Source organism: Desulfobacterales bacterium, from assembly GCA_034520365.1.
In the GTDB taxonomy this organism is placed as follows: Bacteria; Desulfobacterota; Desulfobacteria; order Desulfobacterales; family Desulfosalsimonadaceae; genus M55B175.
On the sequence record JAXHNP010000003.1, the window covers coordinates 807716 to 822119 of the forward strand.

11 protein-coding genes are annotated in these 14404 nt (G+C 51.7%); 8 read left to right on the forward strand and 3 right to left on the reverse strand.

Annotation, left to right across the window (positions count from 1 at the left end; translation table 11 throughout):
• The first annotated feature begins 129 nt into the window (after nucleotides 1-129).
• Together U5L07_06985 and U5L07_06990 are read left to right on the forward strand one after the other, a co-directional pair.
• Nucleotides 130-1551 (forward strand): exosortase/archaeosortase family protein, encoded by a 1422-nt coding sequence (locus U5L07_06985; protein MDZ7831479.1) that lies wholly within the window; start codon nucleotides 130-132, stop codon nucleotides 1549-1551.
• A gap of 482 nt (nucleotides 1552-2033) precedes the next feature.
• Nucleotides 2034-3167: an IPTL-CTERM sorting domain-containing protein gene (locus U5L07_06990; protein ID MDZ7831480.1), complete on the forward strand. Its 1134-nt coding sequence runs from the start codon at nucleotides 2034-2036 to the stop codon at nucleotides 3165-3167.
• On the opposite strand, the gene U5L07_06995 is transcribed toward U5L07_06990, so the two are convergent.
• Complete coding sequence (locus U5L07_06995; protein ID MDZ7831481.1) at nucleotides 3164-3697, reverse strand: histidine kinase; 534 nt, start codon at nucleotides 3695-3697, stop codon at nucleotides 3164-3166. The genes U5L07_06990 and U5L07_06995 overlap by 4 nt on opposite strands.
• A 405-nt stretch (nucleotides 3698-4102) precedes the next feature.
• On the opposite strand from U5L07_06995, the gene U5L07_07000 reads away from it, so the two are divergent.
• Nucleotides 4103-4339, forward strand: coding sequence for a PAS domain-containing protein (locus tag U5L07_07000; protein ID MDZ7831482.1), 237 nt, complete (start codon nucleotides 4103-4105; stop codon nucleotides 4337-4339).
• Nucleotides 4340-4382: 43 nt separating this feature from the next.
• Here U5L07_07000 and U5L07_07005 read toward each other — a convergent pair whose 3' ends face one another.
• A complete protein-coding gene (locus U5L07_07005) occupies nucleotides 4383-4697 on the reverse strand; it encodes a PAS domain-containing protein (protein ID MDZ7831483.1) in 315 nt (104 codons plus the stop codon).
• A gap of 378 nt (nucleotides 4698-5075) precedes the next feature.
• Between U5L07_07005 and U5L07_07010 the strand changes: the two genes are divergently transcribed.
• From U5L07_07010 to U5L07_07020, 3 genes are all read left to right on the forward strand, one after another.
• On the forward strand, nucleotides 5076-5714 hold the full coding sequence (locus U5L07_07010; protein ID MDZ7831484.1) for a DUF2959 family protein: 639 nt from the start codon (nucleotides 5076-5078) through the stop codon (nucleotides 5712-5714).
• 233 nt (nucleotides 5715-5947) lie between these two features.
• Nucleotides 5948-6256 (forward strand): response regulator, encoded by a 309-nt coding sequence (locus U5L07_07015; GenBank protein MDZ7831485.1) that lies wholly within the window; start codon nucleotides 5948-5950, stop codon nucleotides 6254-6256.
• Between the two features lies 1 nt (nucleotide 6257).
• A complete protein-coding gene (locus tag U5L07_07020) occupies nucleotides 6258-7889 on the forward strand; it encodes a diguanylate cyclase (GenBank protein MDZ7831486.1) in 1632 nt (543 codons plus the stop codon).
• On the opposite strand, the gene U5L07_07025 is transcribed toward U5L07_07020, so the two are convergent.
• Complete coding sequence (locus U5L07_07025; GenBank protein MDZ7831487.1) at nucleotides 7879-9285, reverse strand: M48 family metalloprotease; 1407 nt, start codon at nucleotides 9283-9285, stop codon at nucleotides 7879-7881. The two genes, U5L07_07020 and U5L07_07025, sit on opposite strands and share 11 nt — an antisense overlap.
• Before the next feature lie 702 nt (nucleotides 9286-9987).
• On the opposite strand from U5L07_07025, the gene U5L07_07030 reads away from it, so the two are divergent.
• A complete protein-coding gene (locus tag U5L07_07030; GenBank protein MDZ7831488.1) occupies nucleotides 9988-13047 on the forward strand; it encodes a chemotaxis protein CheB in 3060 nt (1019 codons plus the stop codon).
• Nucleotides 13044-14360, forward strand: a complete 1317-nt coding sequence (locus tag U5L07_07035; protein ID MDZ7831489.1) for an ATP-binding protein — start codon at nucleotides 13044-13046, stop codon at nucleotides 14358-14360. The genes U5L07_07030 and U5L07_07035 overlap by 4 nt, the downstream gene beginning before the upstream one ends.
• The last annotated feature ends 44 nt before the right edge of the window (nucleotides 14361-14404 follow it).

Consider the following 14404-nt stretch of genomic DNA (forward strand, 5'->3'; position numbering starts at 1 on the left):
CTGTAAAAAATGTGTGGCGTCAAAATTGAGAATCTGCTTTTATAGACATTTCCCAAAACTAAAAAAAAGTGGATTTTCCCGTAATGAATCAAAATTTCATCAGCCATGCGGATTGCCGGAGACCCCCGCATGAATAAAGAAAGCATTCGATGGCTTTTATCCTTCATGGCCCTGGCGGCCGGTTTCTATTGGATGGACCAGAGCCAATGGTTTCAGGAACTTGTTTCAGGCAGGCTCGCCTTTTGGAATACCACTGCCACAATATCGGTATTATCTCTTCTGGGGGTCAGCCTGGAGCAGACGGGTTCGACAATCATTACGAATTCGGGAAGGCTTGAGATTGCTGAGTCGTGTACCGGAACCTTTGTCTTTATGATGTTTGCGGCAGCCGTGCTCCCATTTCCATCCACGTGGACATGGCGGCTCAAGGGCCTGTTTTTCGGCCTGGCCGCGCTTTTGACGCTGAACCTGTTCCGAACCAGCCTGATCGTGCTGGTTGGTTCCCGGTTTCCCGGGGCCATAGATGCCTTTCACCTCATCATTGGTCAGATAGTTGTGATTGCCGGCATGACAACGGTCATGCTGTGGTGGGCAAAAAATTCGCAGCAAGGGGGCCGGGTTTCTTTTCTAAAAAACAACCGGCAGCTTGTACGGGCCGTATCGCTTTTTTGTGTCGGTTACATCTGCGGATTCCAGCTCTACCGGATATTTCTGGAAAGTCCACTGGGTCTTTTTGTTAAACAGGCGGTCGAGGCCCACACGGTTTGGCTGTTGTCAGCCGTGACCCGTTTCTTTTCAAATGACCCTCACGCGCAATTTTCCGCTTCTCCGGTCAAGCTGATAGAAGGCTGCCTTTCCAGCCCGATGGTGGTCGTCTTTGTGGCGTTTATCTTTGCCTGGCCGGCCCGATGGTGGAAACGCGCCCTCATCATTGTCCTATGCTTCGTCCCCTTTTTTTACGGATATCATTTGCTCCGGGCCTGTTTAATTGCCGTTACCCTTGGGCTTCAATCAAAAGGGGTCAACGTTGCCTACAATTTCTATGGCCAGATCGTTCTTGCCATGGTCCTTTTCGCCGGAACAGCCTATCTCTGGTGCACCCAATTGCGGTTAACGACTTACAAAAGGTTCCTTTGTCTTTTTCTGGCAAGCGGTGGGATCGGAATGATACTGGCTTCAGGGCTGGGATGGGTAACGCGCCATTTCCTGATTCCGTTTTTGACCCTGCGGATTTCCGGTACACAGATGTTGTTCTGCGATCCGCAACAAACAATCAGTTTTATGATAGATTTTCAGGTCTTTATCTGGATCTGCCTGGTTGGGCCGACTCCCGGGATGCCGCTTACGCGAAAAATTTTCTTCACGGTTTCGGGGATACTGGCTGCTTTCACGATGCTGATTCTTGCGGTCTTGCTGATTGAGGTTTTCCATTTGTCCCCCCCCGCCGGAATGCTCAAGTTTGGCGTGGTCTTGTTGCCGTTTGCAGCCTATTATTTTTCCTGCCTGTATCCCCGAAAAACCCGGTTCTTTGGGCCTGGTCAGAGACCTTAGGCTATGCTTGAAATTTGCACCTAGAGTGCAAAATGACTAAAGTTTAAAGTGATCTAAAGTTAAGGGCACATATGATCATGTGGTAAAATATGACCTTTTTTCAGGGCTGCGGATCGCCCTGCCGCAACTCATGAATCGATTATTATTATTAAAAATCGGGCAGTTATATTCTATTGGCCAAGTTTGAAGTCATGGCACACAAATTGAATATATTAATACAAGAGGCTTTTTGGGGGTCGTGCCCTTGCGGCGGAGAACAAACCTGTCAACATGCCAACGATCACCACGGTAGTCCCCTTTGTTCCGATGAAGAGTAAAAGACAAATTAAGGAAGGGCGGGTAGGAAACTTATTGATAACAGCGTCTTATTTTCATTGACATGTTCCGTCCATACGAAGTATACTACAAAGTCACCAATAGACGCTTGCTCAAGTTGGGGCAGGTTCAACAATTCGAATAAAAGCCATAAGGAGGTACCGGGAATGTTTCATACCATAAAGATTCTTAACCGAAAGATCAGATGGATTATTTTACTAAGCTTGGGGGTCGCTGTATTTCTTTACGGATCATCCCAGGTAATGGCCGCCGACGCGCCGGACCTTGGAACGGCAGGCACATTTGGTGTTCTTGCAGATACTTATACCAACACGGTGGCGGGAACCATTATCGACGGAGATCTTGGGTATACTACCGGACCGGCTGTAACGCCCACGGTGAACGGCACGACACATGTGGCAAATGCTACATATCAGCAAGCGGGATTAGACCAAGCCGCCGCCTTGGCGGATCTGAATGGTCAAGTCTGTACAAGTCTCGGCGCTGGTGCGGTTGATCTGGACGCTATCGATATTGGGAATGGTCCGGGAGTATTTACTCCTGGTTGTTATTCCTCCGGCGGCGCAATGAATATCACCGTAAACCAAGCGGTGACACTCAGTGGGCCCGGCGTTTACATCTTCAAGCCAGGCGGGGCGCTTAATACAGGAGCCGATACCCAAATTGTATTGGAGGGTGACATCTGCGAATACGATGTATTTTGGGCTCCTGCTGAGGCCACAACAATTGGGGCAAATACTGAATTCGTGGGAAATATCCTTGATCCTGCCGGTATTACGATAGGAGAGAATGCGAACTTGTTAGGAAGAGCCCTGGCATTTGGCGGAACAGTCACGACAGATACAAATTTAATTACTGTCCCTATTTGCCCTTTGAGCCCGGCACAGCTGATCTTGGAAAAAACTGTGGACGGCGGCACCGCCTCAGCAACAGATTTCTTTCTGACGGCAACTGGCGACGCATCCACCGGACCAACGGTTGTCACGGGTACAACGCCGGTAGGGCCGGAGAATGTGCCGGTGGGCGTTTATACGATTACAGAGACCGGGCCGGATGGGTACACTCCCAGTTTCAGCGTCAGCGGCGGCGGGACCCTGGTCGACAACCAATTAACAATCACGGAGGCGGACGCGGGCAAGACCATTACCGTCACGATTGAAAACAAATTTTCCACAGTAACGCCGATCCCCACGCTTTCCGAGTGGGGAATGATCATCTTCATGACGATTATGGGCCTCACATCTATTTATTACCTGAGGAAAAGGAAGGTGGCTTTCTAAAGCAATTCTGCCGGAAAATGCGCATAGGGCGAGGGAGACTTCTCCTCCCTCGCCCTTTTTTTGCACCGATCCCCGGAGTCGCCCTGGTCGCTGACAGTGATGGCCATCTGATCACCGGAATCCGAAAGCTTTACAAGGACGTTTTTTACACCGGAATACTTGGCCGCGTTAAACAACAGCTCCTGGATCGCCCGGAAGAAAAACACTCTTATGAATTCGTCCCCGACACCACTGAAATCAGCCGCTTCGATATGTACATCGAGTCCAAACTGCTCTTTCATACGGGATGCAAGCCACTGCAATGCCTCGTGCAGGCCTGACTGGTAAACCGCAACCGGGCTTAGCTCAAGGGACAGGTTGCGGGTTTTTTCAATTGATTGTTTGAGCAGATCGTCGACTTTGGCCAATCCCGGCTGTGCGGAAAAATCCTCGCAGGCAACCTGCAGATGCAGCTTGGCACTGGCCAGTATCTGCTGGAGATCATCGTGGAGCACCTCGGCGATCCGCCAGCGCTCCTTAATATAGGGCAATTCAGGTCAAATAACAAGAAATACCCCATGTACCTGCGGCAATAAATTCTATTACTAATCTTTGCATTATTATCTGGACATCACCGGCAATTGCGAAAGGCCGATTGCATGGATTGGGTGATATCTCAAGGCGAAGCGAAGCAAAAGCGACCTGGACTGTTTGAGCCGCAGGCGAGTTTCCAGGGCGCTGCGCAGCGAGCCTTAGAGATATCCCCAATCCATGCGCACGCCGGGAGCAATGCCGATGATGTCTAAAAAAAATTGCAAAGATTAGTGTTTAAAAGGGTTTGCCCTTTTCCGGCCGGAGCCGGCTCAGGGGTTTTCGGTTTGTCAACAGGCTGTTGAAGAAATATATTCAAGTATTCAAACCATAGGAATTTATTGCAGCAGGACGTGGGAAAAAAAATGACAAATCAGGCCCGGGCAATTGTGGACGCTTATCCGGATCTTATGGCGCGCCTTGATGCGCAGCGGTGCTATACGTATGTCAATGCGAAATATGCGCAGGTGGCGGGCGTGCCCGCAGAAAAACTGCTGGGCCGGGTTGCCGGGCAGATGATGTTTTCGCCGGCCTGGCGCCGGTCGATTAAAAAAGCCATGGACGCGGCTCAGCAAAAGGGAGGCCGAGGAGCCGATGTATGAAAACAAGCTGGCCGAAAGCCGCAGAAACCAGGAGATCGTCTTGTCATCGCTGATGCGCCGGGTGCGGACCAAATGGCCGGATCTGGACAATCTTTGGAGCGCGCCGCTGAACTGGCCAGAGGGTTTGCAAAAAATCTCGGGTTTTCAGACAGTCAGATGGAGGATCTGGTTTTTGAACCATATCGGCTATGCTTGCCCCTGTGATCTGTTCGGGCGGGGTGTTTGCAAAGTCTGCAAACCGGCGGTTGCAGTAAAGGATCTTGCCGTCTTGTGAGACAACGGCCAGTCCCTGGCCAAACTCTGTTTCCGGCTGGAAAAGTTCGGTTCCGGAGCTGTTATTGTGTTCAAGTTCAAACATGAGGGTTTTGTCTTTTTTTCATTGGCCCACCGCGCCGGGGCAAATGCCGGGGCGCTTTTTGTGGTACAGCACAAAATACTTTTAACACCCGTAATAAATATCAGGCATTGGGTCGCGTGTAAACGAATTTTTCGGAGCCGCCCCCAAGACCGGAAAAAGGTCATATTTGATCACTGGTTAAATATGAGCACTTTGTTTACTTGTTAATGGCTGCCTGCAAGCGGGCTTCAGCCAATTAACCATGAAAAATCAGAATAATGGAGTCATGCTGACGCAAGCCGGGAACTTGGCGTATAAGTTGCATTAAAATTAGTGGAGATGGTCGGCATCATGGTGGTGCCGCTTCTATTTCGCAAAACCAACCGAAAGGATTTGAAAATGAAAAGATTAAATCAATTGATGTTGATTTCACTGGCAATTGTCATCACAGCCGCTATCGGCATGGCCGGCTGCGCCACGACCGGTATGGAGCGTTCAACAAAGGCAAAAACCTCCATGACAGAAATGGACGGCAATATCAAATTGCTTCTCGTTCAGCTGGATGCAACAGGGGCGTCGCTCAGAGAACTTGTAAAACCGGATAACTCCGACGTGGAAAAGGCCTTTCAGCTGTTTACGGAAAACGTCTCAAAAATGGAGAAAATGGAGAAAAGCTTTACCAGGCACACCGATGAAATGAATGCCAGAGGCAAGGATTATTTCGAAGAGTGGCAGAAAGAAGGCGATAAATATAAAAATCCGCGGATACAGCAGCTCAGTGAACAACGCCGATTCGAGCTCAGCAGGATATACGGGGAGATCGCCACAAACAGCATCGGGGTAAAGGAGGGGCTCAATGCTTACGTCTCTGACCTTAAGGAAATCCAGACGTATCTTTCAAACGACCTGACGCCAAAGGGCATCGAAGCCATTGAACCACTGGCCCGTGAAGTAGCCAGCAAGGGCAGCCATCTCAAATATGAGATAAAGGATATTCAGGCGGCGGTGAACAGGGCAAAGGCGGCGATGGCCCAGTGATAGGCTGTTGTTGTTGAACTGATGGCAGAGGTATGAGGTATAAGGATACTTTCGGGCGCGTCCGTTTTTCGGCAGCCGAAATTATCCAAACGGTTTTATCGATTCCAAACGGGAAAGGACCGCAGGATGGGAGACAAAGGGAAAAAAGATAAAGGCAAACGCGAAGAACAGAAAAAAAGCAAAAGCACGCCGAAAGAAAAACGAAAACAAAAAAGCCAAAAGGAAAATGCATAATACTTGAAAAACCGGGATACAAGGTGCTGGCATCAAATTCAGTCCATAAAGCGTTGACATTGATCAAAGCCCAGGGCGGCGCCATCGATCTGCTTATAACCGATGTGATCATGCCGGAGATAAACGGACGTGATTTTGCCACTCAGGCCAACAGTCTTTACCCGGATATGAAAACGCTTTTCATGTCCGGATATACATCCAATGTCATCGTTCGTCACGGGATTTTGGAAGAAGGTGTGCGTTATATCCAGAAACCCTTTTCCATTACAGAGCTGGCGATAAAAGTGCGAAAGGCGGTTGAGGGGTAAAGTGAATAAGCGGTTTTTGCAAACCTCACTGAGAGCCGGCCATTTAATATTCTTGACCGGGATAATCTGGATCGTTGTTATCGCGGCCTCCTTTGTATGGAACTGGCATCAGGTCGGTGATTCCATGATGGTCCTGGTTGAAAACGCAGCTCAGTTCTCGTTTGAAAAGGACGTGGTCTATCGCCGATGGGGCGCCATGCATGGCGGGGTGTATGTCCCGGTCACCAAGGCAACCCCACCCAACCCCTACCTGAGCCATCTTCCAGACCGGGATGTAGTAACTACCTCCGGCAAACAACTCACTCTGATCAATCCAGCCTATATGACCCGCCAAGTGCATGAACTGGGGCGTCAGCAATACGGCATGAGGGGGCATATTACGAGCCTGGACCCCCTTCGTCCGGAAAACGCTGCGGACGCCTGGGAAACCGAGGCCCTGTTGTCGTTCCAAAAAGGCGCCGAACAGGCTACTTCCGTGGAAACCATAGCCGGTCAGCCCTATTTCCGGTTGATGCGGCCTATGGTTACAGAGGAGAAGTGCCTCAAGTGCCATGCCCATCAGGGATATGCCATTGGTGACATTCGCGGTGGCGTCAGCGTGTCCGTGCCGCTGGCAACTTATTTGTCTCAGGCCCGGACACAGCGAACCGGGCTGGCCATTGTTCATGTGTTGGTCGGTTTCTTTGGCCTGGTTGGCCTGGAGTTCGGGCGAAGACTGCATGGAAGTTCCGAGAGGAAATTGGGAGAAAACGAATCACTGGTGCGCGCCATCAACGAGTCGGCCCAGGATGCCATTGTGGTGATGGATGCCGAAGGACGGATTTCCTACTGGAATCCTGCGGCTGAGCATATTTTTGGCTACACAAGCGATGAGGCGATCGGGCAGGACCTTATTCCCATGCTGGTCCCTTCTCGTTATAAAGAGATACATGGCGCGGTCTTTCCGGAATTCCAGCGTTCCGGCCGGAGCGATGCCGTTGGAAAAACACTGGAGTTAAAAGCGCTGCGGAAAAGCGGGGAAGAATTTTCCGTGGAATTATCCCTTTCCAGTGTGCGGCTTAAGGGCAGGTGGCATGCAGTGGGTATTATCCGCGACATCTCCGAGCGCAAGCAGGCCGAGGAGACCATCCGGCAGATGGCCTACCATGATTCCCTGACAGGTCTTCCCAACCGGAAGCTCTTTTCTGATCGCCTGGGTATCGCCTTCGCGCAGGCCGGGAGGAATCAAAATAATGTCGCAGTCATAATGCTTGATCTCGATAATTTCAAGGACGTAAACGATACTTTGGGCCATGACACGGGAGATCTTCTTCTCAAAGCAATCACAGAGCGGCTAAGCAACGCACTCAGGAAGAGTGATACCATTGCGCGCTTCGGCGGCGACGAGTTTGTGCTGATTTTACCTGATCTGAAGGGAGAAGACCATGCGGGCCGGCCTGCACAAAAGATCGTTGAAAGTTTTCGCAAGCCCTTTCTCATTAATGCCCATCAACTGATTGTGACAACGAGTATCGGTATTGCTGTCTATCCCCGTGATGGGACAGATGAGGCTGTTCTCTTAAAAAATGCCGATATCGCCATGTATCAGGCCAAGCAAGCAGGACGGGATCGATATCAAGTCTTTAAAGCTTGATCACGCCCCATTCCACTAATCGCTGGTATGCATACTTGGCCTGGTCCCCCTCGTTTACCTGTTGGAGATAATGGTAATAATCTTCGGCGGATTTCTGCTTGTTGCCCATGCCCTCGTAAGCATAACCTCTGAAAAAAATGGTGTTCGGATTACCGGGAAGTTTGGTTTCGTAGGCGGTGAAATCCGCCACCGCCTGATCGAATTTTTTCAGCCTGATTTTGGCGAATCCGCTGAGGTGGTTCGCCTGGGCCTCCCGGGGATACACCTGCTTAGCTTTTTCGGAAAATCGAAGTGCCTTGTCATATTTTTCCTTTACCATCTGGCATTTGGCCATCATAACAAGCCCGGCGTAATCTCTTGGGGCGAGTTTTAATCCCTGATTAAAAGAAGTTTCGGCTTGATCATAATCCTCCCGCGCCATCGATTCTTCGGCTTGTTGAAAGAGCGCAATGGCGGGCTCCAGCGCTCGAAGGGCCGCGGTATGGTCCATGTATCGTTCCCGAAACAACGGCTGGGAGGCAAAACTCGAAAATTCATTGTTTTTCATGTCAACGGCAGTGTCGTATCGTTCCCGGCTCATGGGATGGGTGGAAAACAGGAGAGAAGCCGCTCCGGCGTTTCCCGTATGGAGACCGTTTAGCATGCTCATGAGTTGTACGAAGCCTTCCGAACCATACCCGCTTCGGGTCATATAGGTCATGCCCAGCCGGTCGGCTTCGCGTTCGTTGTCGCGGCTGTAGGAAGCAAGAAGCGCCCCGGCCCCGAGCATGCCGAGTTGGGCTGCTGCCTGGCCGTAATGTTCCCCCTTGGTTCCGGCATAAACGGCAATCCCCCCCACAACGGCCTGGGTCAGCATGCCTTTAGACATTTGCTGAGCGGTGTGCCGGGCATTCACATGACCCATTTCGTGTCCCAGCAGGGCGGCAAGTTCGGCTTCACTTTCAAGGGAGAGCAGGATACCACGGGTGACCGCAATGCTTCCTCCGGGGAAGGCATAGGCATTGATGTAGGTTGCATTGACCCCTTGAAAGGAATAAGGCATACCGGGGCGGTGGGTGTGTGGGGCCATCTCCTTGCCGACCTGGTGCAGGTATTTATTCAGCGCATCATCCTGAAGCGTTCCATAGTCCGTGGAAAATTGATGGGGTGCGTTCTCTTGATCCACTTCAATTTCCCAATCTTTGGATACCAGCATCAATTGTCTTTGTCCGGTAACCGGGTTGATCGCGCATCCAGCCAGAAAACCGGCGGCGGCGAAAGCGGATAATGCCAAAAATTCACGGCGGCTGTAATTGCGATGTCGCGAAATTTCATCATTAAAAGAAGTTTCCATTTCAATGCCCTTTTGTTTAACTTTCACGCCGCCGGCAATTACCGTTTTTTGTTCATGGATCATAATACGGTTTCGGCGGCGCCCCGGTTCTGTTCAAACAGATTTTTGTTCTCCACAACCGATTATAATGATAAAATTCTAAAAAGTTATTTCTCATCCGCATTTGGGCTTTTTGGAAAGGAAAATTTGCGGGCCCATGGCTTCTTTCTTGATTTTCCGAGTGCTGGAAACCCGTTTGGGGCAACGGCAAACGCCTTTATTAAATTCTAATTCCGATCCGGCCGGGTTGCAAATACCGGCATATGATTTCAATCCTTACAATAATAACGGATATTAAATCTGGACCCCTGGAATTGAAAATGTTTTGGACAACAGTAATAAAAATATTTAAATTTGTCACAGCATTGTTCTTTCAAGGCCCTTGCTCCTTACGAGGTTACCAAAGATGATACGAATTATGATCGTTGACGATCACACCGTCTGCAGGTTCACCAGATCGAACTGGAACTGCAGAATGAAGAGCTGCGCCGGGCCCAGGCGGAACTGGATGCTTCCCGGGCACGTTATTTCGACCTCTACGACCTGGCTCCGGTCGGCTATTGCACGATCAGGGCGGGCCACCGTGCCCGCCTGAAAAATAGATAGAACAAATTTACCGTGCTGAGAATTGCTGTCTGCTTGACACTGTAAAGGAATACTGCCATAGTTTTACAGCTATGAAGTTGCATTTATTTATCATAAAAAAGACAGAATGAAACGGAAACAGTGACAAGCGGGAAAAAAGATAAAGCCAAACCGGCAACCGCGCCGGAGGATGACAAGGCGGGCAATGGCGCCTCCACCCCCGCTTTTCCCATCGTGGGCATCGGGGCTTCAGCCGGAGGGCTGGCGGCATTTGAAGCCTTTTTTTCCGGCATGCCCAAAGGCAACGATCCAAACATGGCCTTTGTCATTGTGCAGCATTTGGCACCGGATCACAAAAGTCTTCTCACAGAACTGATCCAGCGCTATACCCGCATGGAAGTCTTTGAAGTCGAAGACGGCATGGCCGTCCGCCCCAACAGCACCTACATCATCCCGCCCGGCAAAGATATGGGCTTAATAGGCGGTGCCCTTCAACTACTTGAACCGACAAGTCCCCGCGGCCAGCGGATGCCCATCGACTATTTCTTTCGAACACTGGCCCAGGACCTGGGCGAACGGGCCATTGGCATCATACTATCGGGCACCGGCAGCGACGGCACCCTGGGCCTGCGGGCCATCAAAAGCGAGGGGGGCATGGCCATGGTCCAGAGCCCCGAAACAACTCAATTTGACGGTATGCCCCGAAGCGCCCTTGCGACCAACCTGGTGGACTATGCACTTGCCCCGGCGGATATGGCCGCTCAGATTATCGAATATGCGGCCCGGGCAATCCCAACGCCGGACAGCCAGGACACGGGCCGGCCTTTGCTCGGGGATGAACAGTCCCTAAAAAAAATTTTTATCCTGATTCGAACCCATGCGGGCCACGATTTCAGCAAGTATAAACCAAGCACGGTCCATCGCCGCATTGAACGCCGCATGGCCATGCATCAGATCGAAAGCCTGGATGAATACGTCAGGTATCTGCAGAAAAAATCTGCCGAGATCGACGCCCTTTTTCGCGACATGCTGATCGGGGTCACCAACTTTTTCCGCGACCCGGAGGCTTTCAAGGCCATAGAAGAACAGGTCATTCCGAAACTTTTTTCGGAAAAATCCGCAAAAGACACGATTCGCGTGTGGACGTCCGGCTGCTCCACCGGCGAGGAAGCCTATTCCCTTGCGATTCTGCTGGCCGAGCACAAGCGTTCGCTAAGTAACCCCCCCAGGATCCAGGTATTTGCCACCGATATCGACAGCCAGTCCATTGCCACGGCCCGCGCCGGCCTCTATCCGGCCAGCATCGCCGCAGATATTTCACCGGAGCGATTGTCCCGCTTCTTTACCAGGGAACCCGGCGACAGTCTCTACCGCATCAATAAAGATATCCGCGACATGATGATCCTTTCCGAGCAAAATATCATCAAGGATCCGCCGTTTTCAAAGCTCGACCTGATCACCTGCCGCAATCTGATGATCTATATGGGCGCCGAACTGCAGAAAAAGATCATTCCCCTTTTTCATTATGCCTTGAACCCGGGCGGGTTTCTTTTTCTGGGTTCCTCCGAGACCGTGGGGGAATTTACCGGTCTCTTTACCACCAAGGACCGCAAAGCCAAGATCTACCAGCGCAAAACAGATTCATACCAGACGGACCTGTATAAATTTATACCGCCGATGATGAAGGGGGATGAGCCGCTTCCGTATGCCCCGCGGAAAATGGCCACACCCGGAGAGCCGTCGCTGCGGGAGATAACCGAAAAGGCGCTTTTGCAGCAGGTCTCGCCGGCCGCCGCGCTGGTCAGAAGCAACGGCGACATCCTTTACCTCCACGGCCGCACCGGTTTATACCTGGAACCGGCCCCGGGCGAGAGCGCTGTCAACAACATTCTCCGGATGGCCCGGGAAGGTTTTCGCCGGGATCTAACAGTAGCCCTGCGCAAAGCCGCTGCAGGCGTGGAGATTGTGCGCTGTCCGCACCTGAAGGTAAAAACCAACGGCGATTATACGACGATTGATCTCACTGTTCGTCCCCTGCCGTCCCAATGGTATGCCGGAAAACCGGCAAGCACTGAAGAAAGCCCCGAAGCGCCCCTGATCCTCGTTATGATGGAACAGTCTGTAGCGCGTCCACCGGAAAAAGCGAGCCCAGGTGCATTTTCACAGCCGGATACGCTCAAGGGCATTGAGACCGGCAGTGAAGAGCAGGCAACCATTGCCGCGCTGCGGCAGGAATTGCAGGCCAAGGAAGAGTACATCGAGACCACCAACGAAGAGCTGGAAACCGCCAACGAAGAACTCAGAACCTCCAACGAGGAGATGCAGTCGTATAACGAGGAATTGCAATCCGCCAATGAGGAACTGGAAACTTCCAAGGAAGAGCTGCAGTCGGTAAACGAGGAATTGTCCACGGTCAATGCCGAATTGGAGGACAAAGTCGCCGATCTGACACGGGCCAACAACGACATGAACAACCTGCTGGCCGGCACCGGAATCGCTTCGGTGTTTGTGGATCATGATCTGCGCATCCTGCGCTTTACCCCCGCCGCCACCCGGATCATCAACCTGATTCAAAGCGACACCGGGCGGCCCGTGGGGCACCTCGTCTCCAACCTTTCGGGCTACGATACGCTGACGGAAGACACACAGGCGGTTTTAGACAACCTGATAACAAAAGAGGTGGAAGTGCAAACCCTGGAGGGTACGTGGTACTTGATGCGCATTTTGCCCTACCGGACATTAAACAACGTGATCGAAGGGGCGGTAATCACATTTTCAGACATCCATAAGGCGAAACAGGCGCAGAAAGCGCTTCAAGAGGCGTACACCCGGGTGACCGGGGCCATTGTCGCCATATTACACGAACCAGCGCTGGTGCTGGATGCCGATTTGCAGGTTGTCTCGGCCAACCACGCCTTTTTACGCACCTTTCAGATGGCATCCGACAAAGCCCTGGGACAATCGGTTTATGATCTGGACAATCGCCGGTGGGATATCCCGGGGCTGCGCAAACTGCTGGAAAAACTTCTGCCCGGCAATTCGGTGGTGGAAAATTATGTGCTATCGCATGAATTTGAATCCATCGGATTTCGCTCCATTCGGCTCAATGCGCGCATGATAGGCGAGGAAAACGAACCGGCCTTTATTCTGCTGGCATTTAAAGATATCACCGGGCAGGAAAATACGGAAAAAACACAATGACCGGAAAAAACAGCTTTCCCGATACCAACGCAGAACTACGCCGGGAGGCCGAAAAAAGAGCCCGGGAAAAGGCGCCCCACTCATCCGATGAGCTTATGGATCTGTCAGCCGAAGAAAGCCGGCAGATGCTACACGAACTGCGGATTCACCAGATCGAGCTGGAAATGCAAAACGAAGAACTGCGCCGCACCCAGGCGGCGCTGCATGACTCCCAGGCGCGCTATTTTGACCTCTACGATCTTGCCCCGGTGGGCTATTGTACGATCAGCGAAAAGGGGTTTATACTGGAGGCCAATCTCACCGCCGCCACATTGCTGAATGTGGCCCGGGGCGCCCTGACCGGGCATCCGATCTCCCGGTATATCCTCAAACAAGACCAGGACACCTACTACCTGAACCGTAAAAAACTTATTGAAACCGGCGAGCCTTTGTTTTGCGAACTGCGGATGGTGCGGGCGGACGACCCGCCTTTCTGGGTAAGACTCGATGCGACTGTGGCCCGGGATGAAAACGGCACGCCGTTTTGCCGCCTGGTGATGACCGACATCTCCAGGCGAAAGCAGGCTGAAACAGAACTGATGCAATTAAATGATACCCTTGAGCAGCGGGTGGAAGACCGCACCCGGTTGATCAAAGAGCAGGCCGGTCAACTTCGGTCCCTGGCCGTGGAGCTGATAAAAGCGGAGGAAAAAGAAAGGCGAAAAATAGCCGAGGTTTTGCACAATGATTTACAACAGATTCTCGCCAGTGCGAAGCTTCATCTGCAGGGGTTCTGCCAGGATTTGTCCTCCCGGCCAATATTGAAAAAAGTCGAGGATCTGCTCAAAGCGTCCATTGAAAAATCCCGGTCTCTCTCGGCTGAACTGAGCCCTGTAATTGTCTACCATTCCGGCCTGAGCGCGGCACTGAAATGGCTTGTCTCGCGGATGAAAGAACAATTCGGGCTTGAGGTCCAACTCGATACCGATGAAGCATATTCCATTGAAGATGAAACCCTGCGGGTGTTTCTCTTTCGTGCGGTGCAGGAACTGTTGTTTAACACGGCCAAGCATTCCGCTGCCAATAGCGCACGGGTCGTTCTTTCTGCCGCAGACCGGCAGTTCACAATTTGGGTCAGCGATCCGGGCCGGGGATTTGATCCGGAAACCATAAATGATTCAAACGTCAACAGGGGCATCGGGCTTCTGAGTTTGCGGGAGCGCGCAAAAGCCATGGGGGGCAGTCTCTTCATCGAGAGCAGCCCGGGCAAGGGTTGTCGCTTTACCCTGTCGGTTCCTTTTGGGGCCCACGATACCACGAAGGGACGCCCTTAACTTATCCCTTAACGTTATTAACGTGACGTGCAGTTTCCATTATC

Coding starts and splice junctions, on each gene's coding strand:
- U5L07_06985 (MDZ7831479.1), top strand. CDS start 130: ATGAATAAAGAAAGCATTCGATGGCTTTTATCCTTCATGGCCCTGGCG.
- U5L07_06990 (MDZ7831480.1), top strand. CDS start 2,034: ATGTTTCATACCATAAAGATTCTTAACCGAAAGATCAGATGGATTATT.
- U5L07_07000 (MDZ7831482.1), top strand. CDS start 4,103: ATGACAAATCAGGCCCGGGCAATTGTGGACGCTTATCCGGATCTTATG.
- U5L07_07005 (MDZ7831483.1), bottom strand. CDS start 4,697: ATGTTTGAACTTGAACACAATAACAGCTCCGGAACCGAACTTTTCCAG.
- U5L07_07010 (MDZ7831484.1), top strand. CDS start 5,076: ATGAAAAGATTAAATCAATTGATGTTGATTTCACTGGCAATTGTCATC.
- U5L07_07025 (MDZ7831487.1), bottom strand. CDS start 9,285: ATGATCCATGAACAAAAAACGGTAATTGCCGGCGGCGTGAAAGTTAAA.
- U5L07_07035 (MDZ7831489.1), top strand. CDS start 13,044: ATGACCGGAAAAAACAGCTTTCCCGATACCAACGCAGAACTACGCCGG.